The sequence below is a fragment of the Zeaxanthinibacter enoshimensis genome (assembly GCF_004362865.1).
GTDB classification, from domain to species: domain Bacteria; phylum Bacteroidota; class Bacteroidia; order Flavobacteriales; family Flavobacteriaceae; genus Zeaxanthinibacter; species Zeaxanthinibacter enoshimensis.
On the sequence record NZ_SNYI01000002.1, the window covers coordinates 1,070,040 to 1,096,996 of the forward strand.

Here is a 26,957-nt window from a genome sequence, read left to right on the forward strand (position 1 = left end):
TGATTATCTTTAGATGTACTTAATATTCACCGGATGAAATTGCTACTTCTTACCGCAGTGCTATCTTGCACCCTATTAACCATGGAAAATATGCAGGCACAAGACTGGGCACAATTGGAGCATTTCAGGGAGGCCAACTCAGATCTACCAGCGTTGAAAGACAACGAGAACCGGGTGGTTTTTATGGGGAATTCCATTACCATAGGCTGGCAGCATGCCATGCCCGAATTCTTTGAGAACAACCCTTATGTCAACCGGGGAATCGGCGGGCAGACCACGCCCCAGATGCTGATCCGTTTCAGGCAGGACGTGATCGACCTGCAACCTAAAGTGGTGGTGATTCTTGCAGGAACCAACGATATTGCCGGGAATACAGGACCTTCCTCGCTTAAAATGATCATGGACAACATAGCATCCATGGCCGAACTTGCTCGGGCTAACGGGATCGCGGTGGTACTGTCATCTGTGCTACCTGCCGAAGACTATCCCTGGCGACCGGGCTTGAGACCTAATGAAAAGATTCCCGCTTTAAATACTATGATAAAGGATTACGCTGCGGCAAATAATTTTATTTACCTGGATTATTTCCGGGCATTGGCCAACAGTAAAAACGGGATGGACAAGACCTTGGCAACCGACGGGGTACACCCTACCCGGGCAGGTTACGAGATCATGGTTCCCCTGGTCAAAACTGCCATCAAAAAAGCACTCGCCCAAACCTAAATTCCATGTCACGATCGGCCCTGGTATCCATCCTGATGCCTTTCAGGAACACGGCACCTTATTTGCCGGCATGTATAGAATCTGTCATTTCGCAGGAATACGAGAATTGGGAACTCCTCGCGGTTGATGATCATTCGTCAGATTCCTCAGCATCGATCGTCGGGGAATACAGTGATAAAGATCCCAGGATAAAGCTGCTTAAGAACAAGGGAATGGGGATAATACACGCCCTGAGGACTGCTTACAATAAGGCTGAAGGTATATTGGTAACCCGGATGGACTCTGATGACCTGATGCCGTTGCATAAACTGCAGAGCATGGTGAGCATGCTGAGATCTGAAGGTCCCGGACACCTGGCGACCGGGCAGGTACGCTATTTTTCTTCCCGGGGGATCAGTAATGGGTATGCGCGTTACGAGAAATGGCTGAACAAGCTGACCGCCGAAGGAAATAATTACCAGGAAATCTATAAAGAATGTGCTATCCCTTCCCCCTGCTGGATGGTATTCCGACAAGACCTTGATGCCTGCGGAGCATTTAACGAAAACAGGTACCCGGAAGATTATGACCTGACATTCCGGTTCTACCGGCAAAAATTAGAAGTAATCCCATGCCTGGAGGTTCTCCATCAATGGAGGGACTATGACACCCGCACCTCAAGGACAGATCCCAGGTACGCTCTTAATTATTTCCTGGAGATCAAGACCCACTATTTCCTGCAACTGGATCACGACAAGACAAGGGACCTGGCGGTTTGGGGCGCAGGCCAGAAAGGGAAAAAAGTGGCCAGGTTGCTGAAGAAGAATAAAATTTCCTTTCATTGGTTGTGCGATAACCCGAATAAGATAGGAAAGCGTATTTACGGAATTCCCCTGCGGCATTACAAGCATTTAAAAGACCTCTCACGACCTCAGAGTATCGTTACCGTAGCCAATAGTAAAGCCCAGTCAGAGATCCGCAAATTCCTGGACGGATTACAACAGCATCTCATGCACGATTATTTTTTTTTCTGCTGACACCCAACCCCGCTGAGATAGTAAATTTAAGCCGTTGTTCTTTACTGTTTCCCCTGTGCCAAAATTCCTATATTTGTCAAATCAAAATTGGGAATGAGCTTTACACATCCGGAACTTCTTTGGGCTTTATTACTGCTGTTGATTCCCCTCATTGTTCACCTTTTTCAGCTTCGTAGATTCAGGAAAACCCCATTTACCAATGTGCGTTTCCTCAGGGAGGTGGTCACCGAATCGAGACGCAGTAAATCCCTGAAAAGATATCTCTTGCTGGCTTCCCGATTACTGTTGCTGGCATGCCTCGTCCTGGCATTCAGGGGTCCTTACCTGACTAATCCAGAGGCGCAACGCAAAAAAGAAACGGTTGTTTATCTCGACAATTCATTCAGCATGCAGGCAACAGACGATCAGGGAAGCCTGCTCGAATCTGCGGTACAACAACTACTGGCCTCAATCCCCCGGGATATGGAAATCACGGTTTTCTCCAATACTGAGCTGTTCCGGGAGATGACCTCCAAGGACCTGAGCAATAATCTCCTGGCCATGGGATATACCCAGGAACAGCTAACCCTGGCCCAGGTGCTGCTCAAGGCCCGCTCTCTTTTCAACGACGAAGGATCAGAAAAAAACCTGCTCGTTATTTCTGATTTCCAGGCCAGGATGTCAGGAGAACCCATGGAAACCGAAGGTATCAGCCTGCACCTGGTACCCGCCAGGCGTTCCCAGGGAAAGAATATCGCTGTAGATTCGGTTTACCTCGATTCTTCTATCCCGGGCAGTCCGCAGCTTACGGCCATTTTAAGCAGCTCCGAACCTATCGAGACCATTCCGGTGTCCTTGTTCAATGGGGATACCCTTATTGCTAAAACGGCCGCAGCATTCAACAATAGCAGGAAGGCCAGTGTGCCTTTCAGCCTGTCAGCCGGAAAATCGGTTAAGGGTCGGGTGGTCATCGATGACACCGAATTGCTTTTTGACAATGATATCTATTTTACGATCAATGACAACCGGCGTATCAAGGTAATGGTAATTGGCGACCAGCCGACAGGCTACCTCTCACGTATCTATACCGGGGACGAATTTGATCTGACCATACGTTCTGCCCGTGAATTGAACTTTGGCGATATCCCGGATCAGAATCTCGTAATTTTAAACCAATTACCGGAACTGAGCAGGGCCCTGGGCAACAGCATTTCTTCTTTCCATAAAAGTGGCGGCAGTGTACTGGTGATCCCTTCAGGTGTCGCCGACCTGAACTCCTATAACGAACTTACGAAGAGCCTGGCAAATACGGAGATCACTGGAAAAATTGAAGATTCACGCGAAATTACAACCATACAATTCGGGCACCCCTTACTGCTCAACCTGTTTGAAAGAGAGATCACGAATTTCCAATACCCACAGGTAAACTCATTTTACCGGGTCAATTCCCGGAAACCGGAGGTCCTGGGGTTACAGGGAGACCAGCCATTTCTTCTGGGCAGTGACAGGGTCTACCTCTTTACCGCTCCATTAGACCTGGACCATTCCAGTTTTCAGCGCTCCCCCCTTATAGTCCCGGTCTTTTACTCCATGGGGAAAAAGAGCCTGGCCGAACCGGAATTGTACTACACAATCGGGAGAGCTTCCGAAGTGGATATCCCTGTTTCGTTCTCCAAAGACCAGATCGTAAAACTCGCTTTGGGGAATGAGGAGTTCATTCCCCTGCAACAATCCTTTGCCAAACAGACCAGGTTGTATTTTAATGACCAACCGGAGCATGCCGGGAACTACCAGCTGAGAAGCGGGGATAGTTTACTAGGACAGCTGTCCTTTAACTACCAAAGGACAGAGAATTCGCAGACATTCATTGACCCGGGAACACTGGGAGATCACGAAATAACCGACAGTATCCGCTCCTATTTTGTTTCACTTGAAAAAGCGGGTCATGTCACCGAGCTTTGGAAATGGTTTGTTATTTTAGCACTGCTGTTTTTGCTCGCTGAGATTCTCATCCAAAAATTCATTCCATGAATCTACTTCTGAAATCCGCGAAGATTATCGCGCCCTCTAATTCCCAGCTACACCTGAAAAAGCGTGATATCCTGATCAGGAATGGAAAAATCGCACAGATCGCTGCATCGATCGAAGCGGATAAATCTGTAAAACTTATCGATTTTAAAAACCTCCATGTTTCGGCAGGTTGGTTTGACAGCAGTGTAAGTTTCGGGGAACCAGGCTATGAAGAGCGGGAAACCATAGATAACGGGCTGAGAACAGCAGGTAAAAGCGGGTTTACAGACGTAGTCCTCAACCCAAATACCATGCCGGTGCCCGACAGCAGCTCCGATATCGTATTCCTCAGGAACCAGGCAAAAGGAAGGGCGACAGCACTGCATCCCCTGGGCACCCTCACCGTAAAAGGACAAGGATCTGACCTGGCGGAATTATTTGACATGAGAAATTCCGGGGCAGTTGGGTTCTACGATTACAAGCAAGCGATCAGCAACAGCAACCTGCTTAAAATTGCTCTTCTCTATGCCCGCAATTTTGACGGCCTGGTCCATTCTTTTCCGAGGGATAACCAGATCGCCGGGAACGGTATAGCAAATGAAGGAAAAATTGCGACCAGCCTGGGACTTAAAGGGGTTCCGGCACTGGCAGAAGCGCTACAGGTGGCCAGGGATCTATATATCCTGGAATACACAGGGGGGAAACTGCATATCCCAACTCTCTCAACACCTCAGGCGGTACAACTGGTACAGGAAGCCAAAAAGAAGGGACTCGATGTCAGCTGCAGTGTTCCTATACACAACCTCTTATTTACCGACGAGAAGCTACTAGAATTTGACAGTGAATACAAGACCAATCCTCCTTTAAGGACTGCTTCCGATGCCCGTTCACTTGTTAAGGCAGTGGAAAAAGGGATTATAGACCTGGTGACTACAGACCATTCTCCCCTGAACATCGAGGAGAAGCGGGTAGAATTTGAGCAGGCAGGTTACGGAACTATTGGTTTGGAAACTGCCTTCGGAAGCCTGCAGAGATTGTTCAGCCTGGAAACCACAATTGAGCTTCTTACCAGGGGAAGGGATCGCTACGGGATAGATAAGGTAGAGATCAGTGAAGGAGAAGAAGCGAAATTAACTTTATTTGACCCGGACAGGGAATTTACCTTCAGCGAAGAACAGATACTGTCCGCTTCTAAGAACAGCATGTTCCTTGGCGAAAAAATGAAAGGATATGTCTACGGTGTAATTGCCAACGGCAAGACCGAATTAAAGAAAAAGAAAGATGGAAGATAAAAAACCGGGAAGGACCACGGCAATCGTCGCCTATTTTACGATCGTTGGTTCTTTGATCGCCATGAGTATGAACAGTGAGCCCCGTCACCCATTTGCACGTTTTCACACGCGGCAGGCATTCGGTTTGCACGTTTGTTTTCTAGGCTTTTCTCTGTTCCTGAGCGTATGGTTTAACCAGTATGCCTGGTACGGTCTCTATATCGCCTATATCACCCTCTGGTTCTATGGTTTTTTAGCTGCGATCGGTTACCGTGAACAACTGGTTCCCCTGGTAGGAACTTATTTTCAAAAATGGTTCAAATTTATACCCTGATATGACTACTGCACAACTCTCGTTAGAACACCTGATCCGTCCGTCCGATATTACAGAAGGTAAGGCCCCTGTGCTTTTCCTGTTCCACGGCTACGGCAGTAATGAGGAAGACCTCTTTTCATTTGCCGAGGAGCTGCCCAGCTTCTATTGCGTAATCGCAGCCAGGGCTCCTTATACCCTGCAACCCTTTGGTTACGCATGGTATGCCATTAACTTTGAAGCAAGCAAGGGTAAATGGAGTGACCATGAACAGGCAAAAGCTTCTAGAGAGCTGATCGTGAGATTTATGGATGAGGCCTGTGAAACCTATCATCTGGACGAAAAGAATGTAAACCTGCTGGGATTCAGCCAGGGGGCGGTCCTTTCCTATGCCGTTGCCCTTTCATACCCTGAAAAGGTCAGAAACGTGGTGGCTTTAAGCGGGTACATAGACGAATCCGTTTTAGCGGAAGGGTACGATCAGAAAGATCACTCTCACCTCCGGTTATACGTGAGCCACGGTCAAATGGACATGGTCATACCCCCGGAATGGGCCCAGAAATCATCGGAATTATTGGAAGAGATGGGAATTGATCACACGTATGAAGAATTTCCTGTAGGCCACGGAGTATCCCCTGCCAATTTCAGGTCATTCAGCCAATGGCTGAGCGATCACTCAGGGGTCTAATAATTGCTTTGCCTGTAAAGTAAGTGATCGATCAAGGTGAAATCGACCCCAAGATCATCCTTTAACTCGTATCGGATCAGGATCTCTCCCCAGAATTTTCCATCAGAAAAATCGGCGATGATCCATTTATGGTTCAGGACCTTGATCTTGTTGATCTTGAAATCACTTTCCATTCCTTCATAAGGAACCAAAGGATTATCCCCCTTCTGTTCATTGGTCTCGAGTAATTTGTCCGCAATATACCGGGCCGGGTTCTCCAGGTCCAGGTCATCGTAATAAACCATTGCATCATCATTATTCTCCAGGGAGAAATACTGCATGTCCATTAACTGCAGTTTAGTGGATTTTAAGCTGTCTTTCAGGGTTTTCGTTTCTTCCTTTAGGGAATCTACCCGCTCTCGCATACTTCCCACCTGGTTGCTGCCACTGGCATAGAAATATAAGGCGATCAAAGAGGAAAAAATAAATAAATACAAAAAGATCCGCTGTTTCATAAGGTCAAATAAGTGTTCAGATTGATTTAATTGTTCTTGGGTTATATCTCGAGGGTGAGGGTATCATAGGCGATCCGGACATTTGCTGGCAGTTCTTTTTCCACCTCTTCGTGGAAACCCATATGGTGACTGATATGAGTCAGGTAGGCGCGCTCCGGGTTCACCTTTTCGATAAATTCCAGCGCTTCATCCAGGTTAAAGTGAGAATGGTGAGGCTCTTTCCTTAATGCGTTGACTGCCAAAAGTTTACATCCTTTTATCTTTTCTATTTCTTTATCTTCTATGGTTTTTACATCAGTCAGGTAAACGAAGTCTTTTATCCTGTAACCGAACACCTGCAACCTGTTATGATACGCCTGGATGGGGACAACTTTTGTATCCCTGAGTAAAAAAGGTTCATCCGCTTTTACTTCGTTCACTTTTACAGCCGGGGCACCCGGGTAGCGATCGTCCTGTACAAATATATAATCAAAACGTTTCTCAAGAGAACTGATTACCCGGCGATGGGCATAAATAGGGATATCGCCCTGCCTGAAAAAAAACGGCCGGATATCATCGATCCCGGCAGTGTGGTCCGCATGTTCATGCGTAAAAAGAATCCCGTTTAAACGGTCTACCGGGTTCCGGAGCATCTGCTGCCTGAAATCAGGTCCGCAATCGATCACGTAGTGCTGCCGGTCCCAACTGACCAACACAGAAACTCTCAATCTTTTATCCTTAGGATCATCACTGAGACATACCGGGTGGTTACTCCCTATTACCGGGATGCCCTGAGATGTTCCTGTTCCCAAAAATGTTATTTTCAACCCCTTGTCTATTTATTCCAAAATTACAGCTAATTTATTTATCTAGATAGGCGATTCTTTTTAACTTTGTTTACCGTAAACCAGTATATATAATGGCATCTGTCCTCAAGAAAGATGACGCGTTCGAAAACATTCCCTCTATAAAGGCGAAGACGCTGAGAATAAACCTGAACCCCGATATCTATGGTACCTTTGCCGAGATAGGCGCTGGCCAGGAAACCGCCAGGCATTTCTTTAGGTCAGGGGGTGCATCAGGTACGATAGCCAAGGCTATGAGTGCCTACGACAAAGCATTCAGTGATGCCATCTACGGGGTGGAGAAAGATGGCAGGTATGTGACCCAGGAACGCCTGAAGCACATGCTGTCCCATGAAATGCAGCTGATGGAAGAGCGGATCAGCCGGGAAGAACACCCTGACAGGCTTTTCTTCACTTACGCAAATACTGTGGCCACGATCGACTTTTCCAAGCGATATAAAGGGCACGGCTGGGTAGGAATCCGTTTCCAGCTGGATCCAAAACAGAAAGAATTTGATGAGATCATCCTGCACATCCGTTTTAAACAGAACGAGGCCAGGCTGCAACAGGAGACTCTCGGTATTGTCGGGGTCAACCTGATCTACGGGGCTTTCTACAAGTACCACAAACCTCGTAAACTTCTGAAATATCTATACGACCACATAGACAAGGATACACTGGAAATTGATATGGTCAACTTTTCGGGTCCTAGTTTTAAAGGTGTGGATAACCGCCTGATGAGCCTGCAGCTGATCAGGAATGATATGACAGACGCTGTAATGTTCGGGCCTGACGGTAATAACCTGTTGCCTGCCGCTGTACTTTACAAAAAGAACATCCTTGCATTGCGCGGTTCTTTCAGACCGGTGACCAAAGTGAACATGGACATGTTCCAGAAATCCTATGATATTTTCATACGGGAACAGACCGTTGAGGAAGATAATACTATTGTGATCTTCGAGATCACCCTGTCTAACCTTAAAGCCTCGGGAGAGATCGATGAGCGCGACTTTATGGACCGGGCAGAATTACTGTGCTCGCTGGGCCATAGCGTAATGATCTCAAAATTCCAGGAATACTACAAACTGGTGGAGTATTTCAGCAATTATACGAAATCACGGATCGGGCTTACCATGGGTGTAAACAACCTGATCGACATCTTTGATGAAAAATATTACAGGCACCTCAGTGGGGGTATCCTGGAGGCGTTTGGAAAATTATTCTTTAAAGACCTCAAGGTGTACCTCTACCCCATGAAAAATCCTGACACCGGGCAGATCATGACCAGTAACAACATCAAGGTCCACCCTCGTATGAAAGAGCTTTATAAGTTCTTTAAGTACAATGGGAAGGTTATGGATATCATTGATTACGACCCGGAGATCATGCATATCTTCTCCAGGGATGTTCTTAAAAAGATCATCAGCGGACAGGATGGTTGGGAAGAAATGCTGCCTGAAGGTATTGCAGAGATCATCAAATCCAAGAAACTGTTTACCAGGGAGCTTGTTAAAAAGAAAGAGCAGGTCTGACCTGATTAACATATGAAAGCCCCGCTATCGCGGGGCTTTTTTTTAGTGGAGTAACTGGGCCGCGTGAGCCTTGGTTTTCACCTTGTCTATAACCCTTTCAACTCTTCCTTCTTCATCTATCACAAAAGTAGTTCTGTGGATCCCGTCATAGACCTTGCCCATAAATTTCTTTTCTCCCCAGACCCCGAAGGTTTCCAGGACCGTATGATCTGTATCGGCTAGTAAAGGAAACGGGAGGTCGAATTTTTCCTTAAAGTTGGCTTGTTTTTTTTCGGTGTCTTCGCTTACTCCTAACAGGGCGTATCCCTGGTCTTTAAACTCCTGGTAGTGATCTCTCAGATCACAGGCTTCCGCTGTACACCCGGGAGTGTTAGCCCTGGGGTAAAAAAAGACGATAAGCTTCTGACCCTTGTAATCGGAGAGCTTTACCGTGTTTCCATCCTGGTCCTTAGAACTGAATTCCGGGACCTTGTCCCCTACTTCTAATCTTTTCATAGTTTCTTTTTTTAACTTCGCGTTTTTGCAATTCAGCCATAAAAATACGAAAATGACCAAGTCCGAAAAAGTTGCCTTTGTAATAGAGACACTCCGGGAAATTTATCCCGAAATTCCAGTCCCCCTGGATCACAAGGACCCATATACCCTACTCATTGCCGTACTCCTGTCTGCCCAAAGCACCGATATCCGTGTTAACCAGGTTACCCCTATCCTTTTCCAAAGAGCTGACAACCCTTATAAAATGGTCACCTTAGAGGTAGACGAGATCAGGGAGATCATAAAACCTGTCGGACTTTCTCCCACCAAGGCAAAAGCAATTCACAGGTTGTCAGAAATTCTTATAGAGAAGTTTGATGGAAAAGTACCCCAGGAGCTGGAATTACTGGAAACCCTTCCCGGTGTTGGTCATAAAACCGCCAGCGTAGTGGTTTCGCAAGCCTTCGGAATCCCCGCATTCCCCGTGGATACACACATTCACAGGTTAATGTATCGCTGGGGATTTTCTAATGGCAAAAACGTGGTTCAGACCGAAAAAGATGCCAAAAGACTTTTCCCGGAGGAACTGTGGAACGAGCTGCACCTGCAGATAATTTGGTATGGAAGAGAGTATTGCCAGGCGCGTGGCTGGAACCTGGAAAATGATCCTATAACGAGAACAATTGGAAGAAGGAAGGTAATTGACGAGTATAACAAAAAGAAAAAGACCCGCTTTTAACGGGTCTCTGAAATTTTCTAGTTGATATTGGCCTCGAATTTAAAACCCTGATAAGCTAGGATCTTTAACGACCTGGAGTAATCCAGTAAAAAACGTATGGTCTCTGGGCGGGCCTTCGCCAGCCTGCAAAGATTTTTTTCCTCGGAGTAAATTTTTTCCATGTGCTTATAGTATAGTTACGCTTTAATAACGCAACCAATATGGAAATATTGCTCAGAGATTTTTGGTATTACATATCGGTCAGTACGATATTGTGTTTTTGAATGATCTTCCTCAGGTTTATAAGGGCGTAACGCATACGTCCAAGGGCTGTGTTTATGCTTACTCCGGTGTTTTCTGATATCTCTTTAAAACTCATATCCCGGTAAATGCGCATCACCAAAACCTCCTTCTGATCTTCGGGCAGCTCATCGATCAGGAGTTCAAGGTCGGTATCTATCTGCTCTTTTATGATCATCCCTTCGGCATTGAGATCCTCATCCCCGATCACGGAGAAAATATTAAAATCGTCACTACCTTCAAACTTAGGCATCCGCTTGTTTTTCCTGAAGAAGTCGATGATCAGGTTATGAGCTATCCTCATCACCCAGGGTAGAAATTTCCCTTCTTCGCTGTAATTCCCTTTTTTCAAGGTGTTGATCACTTTGATAAAAGTATCCTGGAAGATATCCTCAGCGATGTCACGATCCATGACCTTAGAGTAGATAAAGCTCGTGATTCTCTGGTTGTGTCTGCGGATCAGTATTTCCAGCGCATGTTCGTCTCCGCTGATATAATCTCTTACTAATACTGAATCATCAATTGCTTGTGCCATGTGTCGTTGTTTTTTCGAGGTCAGAAACCTGGGATGTTAATTAAAGGTTGATGGTCGCTTTTAAAAGGCTGCCGTGACTCTTTGTCTTAATCACAGTTTAAAAGTACCATATTGCCCCCCCGGCGAAAAAAGTATGTTGTCAAACAACGATTTTTTGATGTAAACACGCAATATTATCATTTGTAGGTATACTAAAAGGGAATTTTAAGAGTTAGGCCGGGTCCCGGACCATCTCCCCCGGGAATAAATGAAGCAGGCGAGCCTTAAGCCGGGAAACAAAAAAAGCCCTCAGGGAGGGCTTTATATATATAAGGTATAAACGGGTATCAGTTCTTGTGGTTCGTAAAGACCAGGTCTTTATGCCTGCTCACATGTAATGAACGCGAATAGGACAACAGGAAATTGATGGTTTCCGGGCGGGCCTTAACTAATCTACAAGCAGGAACGGGTTGGGGGTAGCAATGTTTCATACGATAGTTTTGTTATATATCAGGATAACGTACCGGCGTATGCAAACCTTGGTTTTTATCGTTCTACTACCAATTAATTCGTTAAAACTATATTATTCTGTTCCACCATCTTACGGATGTTGATCAGCGCGTAGCGCATTCTACCCAGGGCGGTATTGATGCTAACTCCCGTGATATCGGCGATTTCTTTAAAACTCATGTCCTTGTAGATACGCATTGTAAGCACTTCTTTCTGATCTTCAGGCAATTGATCCACCAAAACGGTTATATCTGCCTCTATCTGTTCCTTGATCAGCCGGCGTTCGGCATTAAGTTCACCATCACTGAGAATTGAGAATATATCGAACTCTTTGTTACCCTGGTATTTGGGCATTTTTTTGTTTCTCCGGAAATGGTCTATGATCAGATTATGTGCAATACGCATCACCCAGGGCAAGAACTTCCCCTCTTCGCTGTAGGAACCCTTCTTCAGGGTCCTGATCACTTTGATAAAGGTGTCCTGGAAAATATCCTCCGCAATGTCGCGATCCCGGACCTTGGAATAGATAAAACTTAAAATACGTTGATTATGCTTTTTTAAAAGGAGCTCCAGTGCTTTTTCGTCTCCCTGAATGTAGTCTCTTACTAATATCGAATCATCGATCTGTACTTCCATACGGCTTACTTTTTTGGTTAAAATACCGGTCCCGGTATAAGGATACGGGACGTTGGTTATTTAGTATTAAATCAAAAAAGTAATGTTGCGCGTATAGGCGTTTCTTCTTGTGGTTTGCTGCATCAAATATAAACAAAATTTTATGCCACCAAAATAAACGTCCCGATTGCAGCCATTTTTTGCCTTATATCACCGGCTCTGGTTATTGAATTGTTTCTATCGTATCTTTGCAACTTTAACGATTCCTATGCCCGACATTACCGAAGTTAATCCAAAGCACAATATCATTATAAAGGGGGCCAAACTCCACAATCTAAAGAATATAGATGTGGTAATTCCAAGGAATAAGCTGGTCGTCATCACCGGTCTCTCCGGCTCGGGAAAATCCAGCCTGGCCTTTGATACCCTGTACGCAGAAGGACAGCGCAGGTACGTGGAAAGTCTTTCTTCTTATGCAAGGCAGTTCCTGGGGAAGCTCGATAAACCCAAGGTGGACTATATTAAAGGTATCGCACCTGCCATCGCCATTGAGCAGAAGGTGAATGCTACAAATCCACGCTCAACCGTAGGGACTACCACGGAGATATATGATTACCTGAAATTACTATATGCACGTATCGGCAAGACTTTCTCCCCTGTTTCAGGGAAAGAGGTAAAGAAACATACCGTATCTGATGTGGTAGATTACGTGCGTTCTTTTGAAGAAGGGACCAAGTTACTACTGCTGGCTCCTGTAGAGATTCCCGGCGACAGGGATGTGATCAAGTCGGTCCAGTTCTTGTCCAAACAGGGATATGCGAGGATCCTATATAACGGTGAAGTGATCCGCATAGAAGAGGTGCCGGAAGACCTGGGCAGGAATTTCTTCCTGGTGGTAGACCGGATCATTACCAAGGACGATGAAGATTTCTACAATCGCCTGGCAAATGCCGTGGACACTGCCTTCTTCGAGGGTAAGGGTGAAGCTATTATCAAGCGACTGGATGGTGAAGACCAGGCCAGTTTCAGCAATAAGTTTGAACTGGATGGAATGCAATTCCTGGAGCCTAATGTACACCTGTTCAGCTTTAACAACCCATACGGGGCATGTCCTAAGTGTGAAGGTTACGGGGACGTTATAGGCATAGACGAAGACCTAGTAATACCCAATACGGCACTTTCCGTATATGAGAATGCTGTTTTTCCCTGGAGGGGAGAAAGTATGTCGTGGTACCGGGACCAACTGGTCAACAATGCCTACAAATTTGATTTTCCTATTCATAAACCCTGGTTTGAACTTACAGAACAGCAGAAAGAGCTGGTGTGGAATGGCAATTCGTACTTCACCGGGTTACATGCTTTTTTCGGGCAGTTAGAAGAAAAAAGCTATAAGATACAGAACCGGGTGATGTTGTCGCGATACCGGGGAAAAACCAAATGCAGTGTTTGCCAGGGTAAAAGATTGAGAAAAGAGGCGAACTACGTGAAAATCGCCGGGAAAGCGATATCAGACCTGGTAAGTTTACCCATTGACGAATTAAGCGGTTTCTTTAAGCAATTACAGCTGGAGGAACACGAACAGCAGATCGCAAAGCGGTTGCTGATGGAGATCAATACAAGGCTGGGTTTTCTGAGTAAAGTGGGCCTCAGCTACCTGACCCTAAACAGGAAATCAAATACCCTGTCGGGAGGGGAAAGCCAGCGTATCAACCTCGCGACTTCGCTCGGCAGCAGCCTGGTTGGCTCTATGTATATCCTGGATGAACCCAGTATAGGTCTGCACCCTAAGGACACCGAAAATCTTATTGAAGTACTGATCTCTTTACGGGACCTTGGTAATACGGTCATCGTGGTAGAACACGATGAGGATATTATGAAAGCTGCGGACGAAGTTATAGATATAGGCCCCTATGCCGGAACTCACGGCGGAGAAGTGGTTGCCCACGGGACACTGGAAGAAGTATTGGAATCCGAATCTCTTACGGCCGGGTACCTTAACGGTAAACTGGAAATAGCAGTTCCTCAGAAAAGAAGGAGTTTTAAGAATAAGATAGAGATCAGGGGTGCAAGGGAGCACAACCTTAAGAATATAGATGTCACCTTCCCGTTAAACGTACTTACAGTGGTCACCGGGGTATCGGGTAGCGGTAAAAGTACCCTGGTAAAAAAACTGCTGTACCCCATCGTACTGAAAGAGATCGGGGGTTACGGGGAAAAAGCCGGGCAATTCACGGATGCAAGTGGTAATTTCAGCACTCTTAAAAATGTAGAATTCGTAGACCAGAACCCCATTGGGCGATCCTCGAGATCTAACCCCGTCACTTATATCAAGGCCTATGACGATATCCGTGCGCTTTATGCCTCTCAGCAGCTGAGTAAGATCCGGGGCTACCAGACCAAACATTTTTCCTTTAACGTTGATGGTGGGCGTTGTGAAAAATGCAAAGGGGAAGGAGAGATTACCGTAGAGATGCAATTTATGGCCGATGTACACCTGGAATGTGACGCCTGCCATGGCAAGCGATTTAAAAAGGAAGTCCTGGAAGTGAGGTTTCACGATGCCAATATTGACGATGTGCTTAATATGACCATTGATGATGCGATCGAATTCTTCGGGAAACACGAGGAGAAGAAGATCGTCACCAAACTGAAACCTTTGCAGGATGTAGGACTGGGATACGTTACCCTCGGGCAGTCCTCCTCTACCCTTTCCGGCGGGGAAGCCCAGCGGATCAAACTGGCATCCTTCCTGGTTAAGGGGGGAACTCGGGAAAAATCACTCTTTATATTTGATGAACCTACTACGGGATTACACTTCCACGACATCAAGAAACTACTTAAATCTTTTGATGCCCTTCTGGGTAAAGGCCATTCTATCGTGGTAATTGAACACAATATAGAACTGATAAAATGTGCCGATTACCTTATAGACCTTGGACCCGAAGGGGGTAATAAAGGGGGGCACCTTGTTGCTGCCGGCACCCCTGAAGAAGTTGCAAAAAACCCGGGTTCTGTAACCGGAAAATACCTGAAGGAAAAACTCGGCTGATCACTTCTGCTATTTATCGTTCAACGGAATTATAGTAATTAGCTGAAAATCAGAAAGTTATATTTTTGGCACGCTGTTTGGTAATACATGGACGGATGTAAATAGTTGCATCCTTGAACTTAATACCAGATCGTATGAAAAATGTAATCCTTATCCTGACAGCGATCGTCATGGGGACCTTTGGTGCCCGGGCGGAAACTACAAAAGACGGGTTGGCTTTAGACAGGGCCGTCCGATATGACAACTCCTTTATCTTTGTTGAAAATGGTATTACATTTTCTGTCTATCCCGATGGAGAGTTCGACTTCTTTATAGACGACCGGGTGAACTTTGGTGCCAATGTCAATTTCGGACGCACCCAGGTAACCTTCAACTCCGGGTACAATTACGATCCATTTGTACAATATGACGATTATGGTGCCGTGATCCAGGTAGAGAACGTTCCTATCTATTATGATTACTACGGACGCGTGAGCCAGATCGGCGATGTAAGAATCCGTTATAATAATGGACGTGTGCGAAGAATCGGAGGGCTGAATGTCTACTATAACAACCGTGGTTTTTACACCCACACCTCCGGATTTATCAACATTTATAACAGGCATTACGTATACAGGCCATGGCATGCCTACTTTGCCCGACCTGCAGTAGGATTCTGCCTGGTATATAACAGGCCTTACAGGAGGTATTATGAGCCAGTACGATATACGTATTACAGGCCTTACCAGTATAACAGGAGACACGCATACGCAAGGATCGGTCAGCAGTATAAATACAAGCCATCCCGTAAAAGGGAGAGCGTCTACAGAAATGACAGGCGTGTAAGTGTCCGGGATAACAGGAGCTATACCAGGGAGCGCTATGACAATGACAGGCGTGGTAAGGTGACAAACCGTGACAGCAGGGACTCGAGGAGATCTACAGGGATTTCCCGCGGAAATTACGACCAGAACTCCAGGGTAGGAACCCAGAGAAGGTCTTCAGATATCAACCGTAAATCGAATGACCAGAATTCACGGGTCAGGAGGTCATCTGAGGTTAGCAGGTCTTCAGGGATCAGCCGCAGATCAAACGATCAGAATTCCAGGGTCAGGAAAACTACAGATGCAGGCAGGTCTTCTAAGGTGGAGCGAAGATCCCCGGAAAGAAGAAGTGTTGCCCAGCCACAGTCCAGGTCCGTAAAACCGGCTTCACGAAAAGACGTTATCCGTAAACGTTCTTCTGCCCCGGAAAGAAATGTGACCAGGAAGACCGATACCAGGAGATCGTCTTCTGATAATGGCCGCCAGGTAAAAAGCGTTACGCGTTCAGAAAGAACGGTAACCCGATCTCCACAAAGGAGTTCATCACCGGCAAGGAGTACTTACAGTAAAGGCCAAAGAAAAAGTTCGCCGGCAAAGGTCTCTTCCAGGAGTAACCAGAGCCGAGGCAAAATGAATACAAGGAGTCGCAGTTCAAGAGCTCCGCAACAATAAGAATTTTAGGTTGGTTAGTTGTTTACCCCGTAGTGGATTTATCCCTGCGGGGTTTTTTCTATCAGGATTTTCTGCCTAATCTCAGTAACCACCTGAGGCCTTCCGTGATCTCCGGTGATAAGCGGAACCTTATGATCAGTCCACCGTACAAAAGGACAAGTAATATACTTTTCAACATCATATTCAGTATAGGGTGGAAAGGAAGTGGAAGCCAGAAAAACAAAAGCCCCAGGGCGACGATGACCAGGAAAATCTTATAAGTGTCTCCTCCCAGGGGATGTATGCCGAATTTTACTTTTACATACCACATCTTTGCGGTATTGTATACACTTATAGACAGGAAGGTAGCCAAGGCCGCCCCGTTAATTCCCAGTAAAGGGATAAACCACAGGTTAAGAACAATGGTCAGCAGCGCAAGAAAGACCCCCATGACCAGGACAGCGCGGTAGTATTCCGAATTAAAAAGGATAGAATTATTATTCCCCAACAGCGCATCATAGACCTTGGCCAGGCCCACGAGGAATACGACTATAAAGCCGCCCCTGTACGATTCTGGCAGCAAAAGATACAGGTCTTCCAGATTGAGTATGATCAGCAGGAATAATAGGCCTGAAACCACCAGTAAGGTTACCGAGCTCTTGTGATAAAGTTCCTTAAGGCCGGCAGTATCCTGTTTATTCAGGAGCTCCGCGGTCAAAGGATAAGTTACCTGGTGCATGGCCCTGGAAGGTACCGCAATTACAGTAGCGATGAATACCGCTACGCTGTAATAAGCGACATTCTCTATGGGAATAAACTGGTTGATCATAAACCTGTCCAGCTCCAGGAGGATAACAGCAGCCGATCCGCCAAGGATAATAAGCAAACTGTAAGTGAGGATTGCCTTGCTGTTCCCCGGCCATCTGAAACTGAAAGAGGGCCGTTTAAGCCGGTAAGCATACAATGTCATCAGGAGCGTTCGGAAGAGGTACAAGGCAACGAGCAGGTCCAGGAATAATTGTACACTGATATAGTCCAGGTAGACCAGGAAGAGCAGGATACTCACCCCTGCCCTGACAAAAACCTCCTTCATGAAGTTCCCGGTCACTGTGCGCATATGCACCCTTGCCCAGGCATAAAACACTTCAAAATACGCCATAGCCATCCCCACCAGGAAGATATGCCAGACATAACCCGCAACGATAGGATTTTCACGGGAAAGAAAGGCTCCAATCGCTTCATTGGCCGCAAAACTCAGCAGGGCTATCGGCAGGATCATGCCCAGGGGCAATAACAGCATCATACCCAGGAACCCTTGCAGCTCTTCCCCCTGTTTAAAACCGCTGTAGTACTTCACAAGCGTGTTGGGCACTCCAAAAGCCAGTAAAGGCATCAGGATGGCCGAGGTAGAAAGTATCACACCTACAAGCCCGTAGTATTCATCTGTAAGGAAACGAGTATATAAGAACAGGGTATTGATAGCTCCTATACCAAATCCGAGGTAAGTAGTAATCGTATTACTCAAGGATTGTTTAAAGACTATTCCCATTTGAGTTCTTTTGCGAGTTGAGCCGTAAGTGAATACCGGCTGAATGCAACAGGGGCTTCACTTTCCAAAACCAATTCACCTTTCTTAAATAACTGGTAGCAGGCTAGCAATTGTTCTTTTATCTGCTGCTTCTCCCCGTATCCAAAAGCCTTGCCCCTGCCTTGCTGCTCAAGGATCTTTCCGGCTTCCCACTGGTCGGGACCAATGGCGATGACCGGGCGTCCCGAGGCCATATATTCAAATAACTTACCTGGAATTATTCCCCTGGTCACATCCCTGTCAATTTCAAGCAGGAGTAAAACACTGGCACCTTTCTGGAACGCAATGGCTTTTTCGTGCGACACATAACCCACCAACTCAAGATACGGTTCTAATCCGAAAGACCGGATACTGTCCAGCACTTCCCCGCTGACCACTCCCACTAGCCTGATCCGCAGGATTTCAGAAAATTCCTCTTTTTCCGATAGCAATTCGGCAAGTGCCGACCACAAATGCACCGGGTTTCTTTCACTCAGCAGTGACCCGATATGGGAAATTGAAAAATACTGATCCTTTTCAGGCCTGACTTTGTCATACTCCTCCTTGTCGTATCCATTGGTGATCACCGAGATAGGCTTAGCAGTAAGTGCCCTGAACTCTTCTTTGGTGGTATTGCTGGTCACCAGGATCTTATCTGCGGATCCCAGCACCTCCCGTTCTAAATTCTTGTGTTTTCTTTCGGCCCTTGCACTCAATTTAAGATCCTTATGGTAGCCGATAGAGGTCCATGGATCCCTGAAATCGGCGACCCATTTTACATCGTATTGCTGCCTGACCCGGTAGCCGATCAGGTGAACGCTATGAGGCGGGCCTGTAGTAATAAGGGTATCTATCCCTTCTTCCGCCAATATTTGTTTCACCCTGCTGACCGAAGGGGATACCCACCACACCCTGGCGTCCGGGATAAAGAAATTACCACGGATCCATAACAAAAGGCGTTCGGCCAGGGAAGCCTTTTTACCGGGAATAATCCCTTTGCTTATCTCCCTGGCCTTTCCTTTCCCCAGGAGGGATATAAATCGCAGGGGCTCCCGTATTTTTCCTTTGTAGACCTTGACATTTGCAGGGATCTTCTCTTGCAGGGACGGGTCGATAAGCGGGTATTCCGGGTTTTCCGGTACATACACCACCGGTTGTATCCCAAAATCCCTGAGGTAGGTTACGAATTTAAGCCATCTCTGAACTCCGGGCCCTCCTGCCGGGGGCCAGTAATAGCAGATGACCAATACCTTTTTCATGATTCACGCCTGCTTTGCCTAATACTGTATAGGATCCCGCCAAGAATTAAGATACCGAGCAGCAAAGAACTGACCAGGGTAATAGTACTCCCTGTTTCCACGACTTTGGGGCTGAACTTAAATTCGATCTCATGTTCCCCGGCAGGTACCTGCATTGCTCTCAGTGTGTAGTTAACCCTGAAATGGGGAACCGGCTTTCCATCAATGGTGGCCTGCCATCCTTCCGGGTAATACATCTCGGAGAATACTGCCAGACCATCCTCGTTGTTCCTGGACACATATACCAGGCGGTTAGGCTGGTAATCAGTCAGCCGGATCTCAGCCAGGGAATCCCTTCCCGCCTCCAGGGTAATCCCCGGAAACTCACGGGTATTAAGTACAGCAGAAGTTCCGACATCTATGGTATCCAAAGCACGTATCTCCTCATCTGCACTGTTTACCGGGATCAACCGGTCTACAAACCAGGCATTACCCAAAGCTTCGGAATTCAGGGCCGCGTACTGTTTGCCTTCCTGGTCTTGCTGAACGATATATTTTACATTCAGCATATCCAGTATTTCCTTGTTGTTCCTGTAGATATGGTAGTCGAAGAGATCCTGCAGACGACCGGGTTTAGCGGCGTGATAGCCCCCGATCGACATGTGGAAGTACGATGTCCTGGCGCCGTTAAGTCCCTCCGCTGGGTCATACACCCTGAATATGGTCGAATCCTGTTCAATCTGCCTGTCGACAGCTGTCTGCTGGAAAGGCCTGTCCATTAAGCGCTTGCGGACGAAATCTGATTCATTCACATACCTCAGGTCGACGCCTACCAGGTCAAAAATGATCAGTAAGCCCAAAAGCAAGGTCAGGATATTCTTTTTGATCTTATCCCTTATATACAACCAGAGGACAAGAGAGGCAAGCAACACATATACCAGGGAACGCAGCAAATCATCCACGAATACAGCTTCCCGGTCGCGTTCTATCATCTTCAGGATCTCATCCCCGAAATACTGCTGGTACATAGCATCATTTAAACCTGAAAAACTGAATGTCCCTTTAAGCAGCAACAGAATGGCACAGAGCCCGATCAAAATTGCACCACTGATCTTAAGTGCACCGAGTTTCTCCTTTACAGCAACTTCCTTATCAAAAAGCTTCATCAGGGCCAGTACCGCCATGATAGGGGCACATAACTCCAGGATCACCTGGATGGAGGAGACGGCCCGGAATTTATCGTATAAAGGGAAAAAATCGATCATGAAATCGGTGAGCAAACCAAAGTTCTTACCCCAGGACAGGAATAAGGCCATTAGGGAACCTGCGAGCAGCCACCATTTATGCTTTTCCCTGACCAGGAACAAGCCCATCAGGAATAATAGGATCACTATTGCCCCGATATAAGCCGGGGCCGCAACTCCGGGTTGCATCCCCCAGTAAAGGGGAAGTCCTGTGGTGAATTCGAGCGCCCTTGTCCTGGGGAGCCCCTGTTCGGTCAGGTACTCGAAGGTTTTGGAATTCTCTCCCAGGTTCTCACTGTTGGATCCACCAAAGAGCCTGGGGATAAACAGGTTGAGGGATTCCGTGATCCCGTAACTATACTGGGTGATATATTCCCGGCTCAGTCCGTCCCTGTTCTTCAACGGGTTCCCTTCCGGGTCCAGGGTCAATTCGGACTGCCCCCGGGTACTCCAATCCGCGTATTCTTTGGTTGCCATGATAGAGGTAGCATTTGCCAGGATGCCCAGCACCACTGCAACGAGGAGTAGTCCGACTGACATAAAGAAATGCTTTAGCTGCCCGTTACGAGCCGCATATACCAGGTATGTAATCCCGAGGATCAGCACCAGGAGCATAAAGTAATACGTCATCTGGTAGTGGTTGGCCCCTATTTCCAGGGCCATTGCGACAGCTGTCAACAGGAATCCCCAAATATATTTTCTTCGGAAAGTCAGGATAATTCCGCCCAGCACCATGGGTAAGTAAGCGATGGCATGGGCTTTGGCATTGTGCCCCACCCCCAGGATGATGATCAGGTAAGTAGAAAATCCAAAGGCCATCGCTCCAAGCAACGCGGCCCCGTAGTCTACTTTTAGGCAACAGAGCAAAATGTAAAAACCTAAGAAATACAGGAAAAGATAATCAGCCGGCCTGGGCAGGAACCGCAGACTGCGGTCAAGTTTTTTAACATAGTCATGGGGATAGTAAGCCCCTAACTGGTAGGTGGGCATTCCGCCAAAGGCGCTATTCGTCCAGTAGGGCTCTGTATCCGTTTTGTCCCGGAAGTCGTTTTGTTCCTTGGCCATCCCGGTATACTGGATGATATCAGACTGCTGGATCACTTTCCCCTGGAGTACCGGGTGAAAATAAGCCAGGGCGGCGATGACAAATAATACTAAAGCAAAGAAATGGTTAAATAGTGGGTGTATGCGGTTTTTCATAGGTTGGTTTGGTTGCGACTGGGATTTACTCTATTTCCTCGAACTCGATATACTCACCTATCTCTTCTTTTCCACGGTCCTTCTTTTTACCCCTGGCATCGACGGTGACCTCACCGATATTCTGCGATTCATTCCCCGGCTGGCCATGTTGTCCGAACTGCTGCTTAAAATGCTCCTCGGTCTTCCTGGCTGCATACTTGAAAAGGCTGGGAGCCACAAGCCTGGCGATCAGCTTTAACAGGTAATACCCCAGGATCATGATGAATATAAACTTAATAAAACCCATATCGTACTTTCTAACGAAACAAAAGTACAATTTGAGCGTTGTAAATAGGGAAGAAAAGTTATAAAATAATGTCAAAACAGTCCTCCCAGACCCCTATTTCAATGATAATGGCAGCAAAAACCATCCTGCTTTCTGTCTTCTTCACAATTCCGTTTTTAGTATCGGCCCAGTATACCGAAGTGATCAATTCTAACCGACCGGGGCTTTCCGTAAGCGCTTATGCGGTTGGGAAAGGTGTAATACAGGGAGAACTCGAGTTCTTCTACGAACAGCAGGACCACAGCCTGCTGCAAACCGAATCTGATATCATGGGGGCCGACCTCGCACTGCGTTACGGCCTGTTCTTTGAAAACCTGGAAGTGATCTACGAGGGTACTTTTGTAAAACAGGACCGTATCTTCATTCCATTTGAGACCGAGGACAGCAGAACTGATTTTCTCACTAACAGGATAGGCTTAAAGTACCTGATCTTTGATCCCTTCAAGGATCCGGAGAAGAATAAACCTAATCTATACAGCTGGCGTGCCAATAATGTCTTCCAGCTAAAGAACCTTATCCCAGCAATATCTGTTTACGGGGGTGTGAATTACCTCTTTGGGGAAAACCCATTCTATGCCGGTGACCCTGAATTGTCTTACCGCGCCATGATCGCCACCCAGAGCAAGGTGAATTCCAGGCTGGTTCTTATTTCCAATATCGCTTATGACAGGATCAGTACAGACGATCCCGAACTTTCATATACCGTATCTCTATCACATGCCTTACAAAACCCGAGGTGGAGTATATTCATTGAAAACCAGGGTATAAAGAGTGACCGCTACTCCGACCAGTTACTCCGTGGGGGTGCAGCTCACCTGTTTTCAGAAAATTTCCAGGCCGACCTGTACCTGGGTGCGAGCTTTAAGAATACGCCCAGCCGAATATTTACCGGACTTGGTATGTCTTACCGGGTTGACGGACATAAGGACGAGATGAAGGCAATAGAGGACCAGGACGCCGGGCAGAACGGGGGACTAATCAAACGTAATGCCATGAAGGGTAAAGGGGGTAAAAGAGACCGTAAAGGCCGTGGAGCAGAGGATATAGACCTTGGACCGACCAAAAAGCAACTGAGGCAGCTTAAAAAGAAACAAAAGAAGGCCAGGAAAGACGAGATCGATTTCTGATCTTCGCATTAATAATTTGTGGGCGCAGCTTTAATCTAAAAGCAATTATTCCTAATATTGACCGTACAAAACTGAGCTATGGTAAGTATTGAAGAAGTGACCGACAAGGCGGGGTTGAAGAAATTCGTCAAATTTCCCTTCACCTTATATAAAGACTCCCCCTACTGGGTTCCACCCATCATTGCGGAAGAACTGTCTTCCTTTGACAAAAACGAAAATCCTGTTTTTAAAAATGCAGATGCGCGGTTTTTCCTGGCATACAAAAACGGCCAGCTGGCAGGACGAATTGCTGCGATAGTCAACTGGATCGAGGTTAAAGATCAGAAAATAAGGAAAATGCGTTTTGGCTGGTTCGATTTTATCGATGACTATGCTGTTTCGGAAGCGCTTTTACAGCAGGTAGCTGACATTGGGAAAGCTCACCAGCTGGATTACATGGAAGGACCCGTAGGTTTCTCTAACCTCGACAAAGTAGGAGTACTTACCGAAGGCTTTGACAGTATCGGCACCATGATCACATGGTATAATTACGAGTATTACCAGAAACACTATGAGCGATGGGAAATGGTCAAGGAAAAGGAATACATGGAAAACCGTTTTCCAGCAAGTAATGCGGACCCTAAACTTTTTGTAAAGCTCAACGAACTGATCAAGCAGCGATATGGCTTAAAGGCGATGAATTTCAGCAAGACCAGCGAGATCATGCCATATGCTGATAAGATGTTCGACCTGTTTAACGAAACATACAGTAAACTATCCTCCTTTGTCCCTATTACAGAAGTTCAGAAGAACTATTTTAAAAAGAAATTCCTCGGTTTTATCAATCCCGAATACATTAAGTTCGTGGTTGACAGCGACGAGAACCTCGTTGCCTTTGCCATTGTGATGCCATCCTACTCCAAAGCTTTACAAAAGGCTAACGGGAAACTCTTCCCTTTTGGGTTTTATCACCTGCTGCAGGCCAAGAAGCACAGCAAGGACGTCATCTTCTATCTTATAGGCATCCACCCGGAGTACCAGAATAAGGGTGTTACCTCGGTGATCTTTAATGAATACCATAAAACCTTTACCGAGAAAGGCATTGTCAACTGTATCCGCACCCCGGAACTGGAAGAGAATGTAGCCATCCGGCAGATGTGGAAACACTTTAACCCTGAGATCTACAAACGGAGAAGAACGTATAAGAAACCCCTGAGGTAAAAAACAAAAAGGACCCGAAAACGGGTCCTTTTTTATATATGTCATTGTAAACTTATTCTCCCATGGCTGCTGCTACTGCGGCAGAGAGGCGTTTATAGGTTCCATTTTGCAACCTGTCGCGAATTGCGGAGAAAGCTTCCAGGGTTTCTTCGATATCCTCCATAGTGTGTGAAGCCGTTGGGATCATCCGGAGTAAGATCAGTCCTTTCGGGATCACAGGATACACCACTATAGAACAGAAAATGCCGTAGTTCTCGCGCAGGTCCTTCACCAGGGCCATAGCCTCAGGGATACTACCATTCAGGTATACCGGGGTTACACAACTTGAGGTTGTACCTATATCAAACCCACGGGCCTTTAATCCATTCTGTAATGCATTTACATTTTCCCAAAGCTTCTCTTTCAGCTCTGGCATTGTCCTCAGCATATCCAGGCGTTTAAGGGCTCCTTTTACATAGATCATCGGGAGCGACTTAGCGAACATCTGTGAACGCAGGTTATATTTCAGGTAATCAATGATCTCCTGGTCTGCTGCAAGGAATGCACCGATACCGGCCAATGACTTGGCAAAGGTTGCAAAATACACATCGATATCCTGCTGTACACCTTGTTCTTCACCGGCTCCGGCCCCTGTTTTTCCCAGGGTACCAAATCCATGTGCGTCATCTACCAGCAGACGGAAATTGAATTTTTTCTTAAGTTCAACGATCTCCTTTAACTTTCCTTGTTCTCCACGCATCCCGAAAACACCTTCAGAAATCACCAGTATCCCTCCACCGGTCTGCTCTGCCATCTTAGTGGCGCGTTCCAGGTTTTTCTCGAGGCTCTCAATATCGTTATGCTTAAACGTAAATCGTTTCCCGACATGTAAGCGCACCCCATCAATGATACAGGCATGAGAATCCACATCGTAAACAATGATATCGTCCTTAGAAACCAAAGCATCAATTGCAGACATAATACCCTGGTAACCGAAGTTCAGCAGGTAAGCAGCCTCTTTTCCAACAAAATCAGCCAGCTCGTTCTCCAGTTGCTCGTGAAAATCCGTGTGACCGCTCATCATACGCGCACCCATTGGATATGCAGCACCATGCTCATAGGCGGCATCGCCGTCTACTTTCTTAGTTTCAGGTCGGTTTGCCAACCCCAGGTAATCATTGATACTCCAGGTAATCACTTCTTTACCCTGGAATTTCATTCGGTTAGAGATAGGTCCTTCTAGCTTAGGAAACACAAAATATCCTTCTGCTTGTGATGCCCATTTACCCAAAGGGCCCTTGTTTTCAATAATTCTTTCGAATAAATCTCTCATGTAGTTTAGCTTGATGTTGACGTGAATTCAGTCCCGGGAAGGACAGCGCCAGGGGCGCAACGTTACGTTAATTCACAAAGTTGTAAAATTATGGAATTTCTATTTGGATTCATAACAAAATCCCACTCAAGATTTCCTGCAGGATTCCTTACCCTCAAACAGTTATGGCTTGCTGATGAATTCTGTTTACTTAACGAACTGGATTTGCTGCCCCTCCCCTACGTGCTTACTGTCAAAGAAGCCCTGGTCGTTCATCCACTGGTCACTGTACACTTTGCTCATGTACCTGGAACCGTGATCCGGGAAAATGACAACTACCCTGCTCTTCTCATTGAACTCGCCGCGTGCAGCAAACTGCTTGACAGCCTGCATTACAGCTCCGCAGGTATAACCTGCAAAAATACCTTCAGTCCTGGATATTTCCCGTGCCATATGGGCCGATTCTTCATCCGTCACTTTCATAAATTCGTCAATGGAAGTAAAATCCGTCGCGTCAGGGATCAGGTTTTTTCCAAGCCCCTCGATGCGGTAAGGATAGATCTCATCGGCATCGAACTCGCCTGTCTCATGATATTTTTTCAGGACAGATCCAAAGGCATCCACACCTAAGATCCTGATATCCGGATTTTGCTCCTTCAGGTAACGCGCGGTTCCTGAGATCGTCCCCCCGGTACCGCTGCAGGCTACCAGGTGGGTTATCTGTCCACCGGTCTGGTTCCAGATCTCCGGCCCGGTCGACTGGTAATGAGCCTCCATGTTCAGCTCGTTAAAATACTGGTTGATATAGATAGAGCCTTTGGTCTCCTCGTGCAGCCTTTTGGCCACCTGGTAATAAGACCTGGGATCATCTGCACTCACATGGGCAGGACATACATAGACCTTGGCCCCCATAGAACGGAGCATATCTATCTTGTCTTTAGAAGATTTTGAACTTACAGCCAGGATACACTGGTATCCTTTAATGATACTGACCATAGCTATAGAAAAGCCGGTGTTGCCCGAGGTAGTTTCTATAATGGTACTTCCCGGGGTCAGTATACCTTTTTTCTCTGCTTCCTGGATGATATAAGCAGCAATTCTATCCTTAGAAGAATGACCCGGGTTAAAAGCTTCAACTTTCGCATAGAATTCTCCTTTGAAAGGAGATGCAATTTTGTTCAGTCTGATTAATGGGGTATTTCCTATAAGGTCAAGGACGCTGTCAAAAGCTTGTATCTTATGTTCCATAAAGCGTGGTTAATCGAACAGCCCCCAAAAGGG

General features: G+C 46.5%; 25 protein-coding genes. 12 read left to right on the forward strand and 13 right to left on the reverse strand.

The genetic code is table 11. The features are described from left to right. The first annotated feature begins 90 nt into the window (after positions 1-90). The 6 genes from CLV82_RS10905 (at position 91) to CLV82_RS10930 (ending at position 6,000) form a co-directional block, all read left to right on the forward strand. Positions 91-723: an SGNH/GDSL hydrolase family protein gene (locus tag CLV82_RS10905; RefSeq protein ID WP_317128287.1), complete on the forward strand. Its 633-nt coding sequence runs from the start codon at positions 91-93 to the stop codon at positions 721-723. Positions 724-728: 5 nt separating this feature from the next. After that, on the forward strand, positions 729-1,739 hold the full coding sequence (locus tag CLV82_RS10910; RefSeq protein WP_133644329.1) for a glycosyltransferase: 1,011 nt from the start codon (positions 729-731) through the stop codon (positions 1,737-1,739). A gap of 93 nt (positions 1,740-1,832) precedes the next feature. Further along, positions 1,833-3,749 carry a BatA domain-containing protein gene (locus CLV82_RS10915; protein ID WP_133644330.1) on the forward strand — a complete coding sequence of 639 codons (1,917 nt, stop codon included), beginning with the start codon at positions 1,833-1,835 and terminating at the stop codon, positions 3,747-3,749. Continuing rightward, positions 3,746-5,020, forward strand: a complete 1,275-nt coding sequence (locus CLV82_RS10920) for a dihydroorotase (RefSeq protein WP_133644331.1) — start codon at positions 3,746-3,748, stop codon at positions 5,018-5,020. Before CLV82_RS10915 ends, CLV82_RS10920 begins: the two co-directional genes overlap by 4 nt. Then, positions 5,010-5,333: a hypothetical protein gene (locus tag CLV82_RS10925; protein ID WP_133644332.1), complete on the forward strand. Its 324-nt coding sequence runs from the start codon at positions 5,010-5,012 to the stop codon at positions 5,331-5,333. The genes CLV82_RS10920 and CLV82_RS10925 overlap by 11 nt, the downstream gene beginning before the upstream one ends. A 1-nt stretch (position 5,334) precedes the next feature. Continuing rightward, complete coding sequence (locus CLV82_RS10930) at positions 5,335-6,000, forward strand: alpha/beta hydrolase (RefSeq protein WP_133644333.1); 666 nt, start codon at positions 5,335-5,337, stop codon at positions 5,998-6,000. On the opposite strand, the gene CLV82_RS10935 is transcribed toward CLV82_RS10930, so the two are convergent. Beyond that, positions 5,997-6,494, reverse strand: coding sequence for a hydrolase (locus CLV82_RS10935; RefSeq protein WP_133644334.1), 498 nt, complete (start codon positions 6,492-6,494; stop codon positions 5,997-5,999). The genes CLV82_RS10930 and CLV82_RS10935 overlap by 4 nt on opposite strands. A 41-nt stretch (positions 6,495-6,535) precedes the next feature. Then, a complete protein-coding gene (locus CLV82_RS10940) occupies positions 6,536-7,300 on the reverse strand; it encodes an MBL fold metallo-hydrolase (protein WP_133644335.1) in 765 nt (254 codons plus the stop codon). 92 nt (positions 7,301-7,392) lie between these two features. Here CLV82_RS10940 and CLV82_RS10945 point away from each other — a divergent pair, with 92 nt between their 5' ends. Then, positions 7,393-8,850: a TonB-dependent receptor gene (locus CLV82_RS10945; protein WP_133644336.1), complete on the forward strand. Its 1,458-nt coding sequence runs from the start codon at positions 7,393-7,395 to the stop codon at positions 8,848-8,850. 42 nt (positions 8,851-8,892) lie between these two features. Here CLV82_RS10945 and bcp read toward each other — a convergent pair whose 3' ends face one another. After that, the gene (bcp, locus tag CLV82_RS10950; protein WP_133644337.1) at positions 8,893-9,345 is read right to left on the reverse strand and encodes a thioredoxin-dependent thiol peroxidase; all 453 of its coding nucleotides are present in this window, start codon (positions 9,343-9,345) and stop codon (positions 8,893-8,895) included. Positions 9,346-9,397: 52 nt separating this feature from the next. Between bcp and nth the strand changes: the two genes are divergently transcribed. Next, the gene (nth, locus tag CLV82_RS10955) at positions 9,398-10,063 is read left to right on the forward strand and encodes an endonuclease III (protein WP_133644338.1); all 666 of its coding nucleotides are present in this window, start codon (positions 9,398-9,400) and stop codon (positions 10,061-10,063) included. 17 nt (positions 10,064-10,080) lie between these two features. Here the strand turns inward: nth and CLV82_RS14745 are convergent, their stop codons facing one another. From CLV82_RS14745 to CLV82_RS10965, 4 genes are all read right to left on the reverse strand, one after another. After that, positions 10,081-10,224, reverse strand: a complete 144-nt coding sequence (locus CLV82_RS14745; RefSeq protein ID WP_166636707.1) for a hypothetical protein — start codon at positions 10,222-10,224, stop codon at positions 10,081-10,083. Between the two features lie 68 nt (positions 10,225-10,292). Then, entirely contained in the window at positions 10,293-10,877 is a 585-nt protein-coding gene (locus tag CLV82_RS10960) for an RNA polymerase sigma factor (RefSeq protein ID WP_133644339.1), read from the reverse strand. Between the two features lie 326 nt (positions 10,878-11,203). Beyond that, on the reverse strand, positions 11,204-11,347 hold the full coding sequence (locus tag CLV82_RS14750) for a hypothetical protein (RefSeq protein WP_166636708.1): 144 nt from the start codon (positions 11,345-11,347) through the stop codon (positions 11,204-11,206). Between the two features lie 73 nt (positions 11,348-11,420). Further along, positions 11,421-12,002 (reverse strand): RNA polymerase sigma factor, encoded by a 582-nt coding sequence (locus tag CLV82_RS10965; RefSeq protein ID WP_133644340.1) that lies wholly within the window; start codon positions 12,000-12,002, stop codon positions 11,421-11,423. Between the two features lie 247 nt (positions 12,003-12,249). Here CLV82_RS10965 and uvrA point away from each other — a divergent pair, with 247 nt between their 5' ends. Together uvrA and CLV82_RS10975 are read left to right on the forward strand one after the other, a co-directional pair. Then, complete coding sequence (uvrA, locus tag CLV82_RS10970) at positions 12,250-15,030, forward strand: excinuclease ABC subunit UvrA (RefSeq protein WP_133644341.1); 2,781 nt, start codon at positions 12,250-12,252, stop codon at positions 15,028-15,030. Between the two features lie 134 nt (positions 15,031-15,164). After that, entirely contained in the window at positions 15,165-16,505 is a 1,341-nt protein-coding gene (locus CLV82_RS10975; RefSeq protein WP_133644342.1) for a hypothetical protein, read from the forward strand. Between the two features lie 61 nt (positions 16,506-16,566). Here CLV82_RS10975 and CLV82_RS10980 read toward each other — a convergent pair whose 3' ends face one another. The 4 genes from CLV82_RS10980 to CLV82_RS10995 are packed head-to-tail and all read right to left on the reverse strand — an operon-like array spanning position 16,567 to position 22,019. Further along, positions 16,567-18,033 carry an oligosaccharide flippase family protein gene (locus CLV82_RS10980; RefSeq protein ID WP_133644343.1) on the reverse strand — a complete coding sequence of 489 codons (1,467 nt, stop codon included), beginning with the start codon at positions 18,031-18,033 and terminating at the stop codon, positions 16,567-16,569. Next, positions 18,024-19,310, reverse strand: coding sequence for a glycosyltransferase family 4 protein (locus CLV82_RS10985; RefSeq protein WP_133644344.1), 1,287 nt, complete (start codon positions 19,308-19,310; stop codon positions 18,024-18,026). Before CLV82_RS10985 ends, CLV82_RS10980 begins: the two co-directional genes overlap by 10 nt. Beyond that, on the reverse strand, positions 19,307-21,733 hold the full coding sequence (locus CLV82_RS10990; protein ID WP_133644345.1) for a YfhO family protein: 2,427 nt from the start codon (positions 21,731-21,733) through the stop codon (positions 19,307-19,309). Before CLV82_RS10990 ends, CLV82_RS10985 begins: the two co-directional genes overlap by 4 nt. Before the next feature lie 25 nt (positions 21,734-21,758). After that, positions 21,759-22,019: a DUF4834 family protein gene (locus tag CLV82_RS10995; RefSeq protein ID WP_133644346.1), complete on the reverse strand. Its 261-nt coding sequence runs from the start codon at positions 22,017-22,019 to the stop codon at positions 21,759-21,761. 107 nt (positions 22,020-22,126) lie between these two features. Between CLV82_RS10995 and CLV82_RS11000 the strand changes: the two genes are divergently transcribed. Beyond that, positions 22,127-23,185, forward strand: a complete 1,059-nt coding sequence (locus tag CLV82_RS11000; protein ID WP_133644347.1) for a transporter — start codon at positions 22,127-22,129, stop codon at positions 23,183-23,185. A 78-nt stretch (positions 23,186-23,263) separates the two neighbouring features. After that, positions 23,264-24,385: a GTP cyclohydrolase gene (locus CLV82_RS11005; protein WP_133644348.1), complete on the forward strand. Its 1,122-nt coding sequence runs from the start codon at positions 23,264-23,266 to the stop codon at positions 24,383-24,385. Between the two features lie 52 nt (positions 24,386-24,437). On the opposite strand, the gene CLV82_RS11010 is transcribed toward CLV82_RS11005, so the two are convergent. Together CLV82_RS11010 and CLV82_RS11015 are read right to left on the reverse strand one after the other, a co-directional pair. After that, the gene (locus tag CLV82_RS11010) at positions 24,438-25,697 is read right to left on the reverse strand and encodes an aminotransferase class I/II-fold pyridoxal phosphate-dependent enzyme (protein WP_133644349.1); all 1,260 of its coding nucleotides are present in this window, start codon (positions 25,695-25,697) and stop codon (positions 24,438-24,440) included. A gap of 186 nt (positions 25,698-25,883) precedes the next feature. After that, the gene (locus CLV82_RS11015; protein ID WP_133644350.1) at positions 25,884-26,924 is read right to left on the reverse strand and encodes a PLP-dependent cysteine synthase family protein; all 1,041 of its coding nucleotides are present in this window, start codon (positions 26,922-26,924) and stop codon (positions 25,884-25,886) included. Between the last annotated feature and the right edge of the window lie 33 nt (positions 26,925-26,957).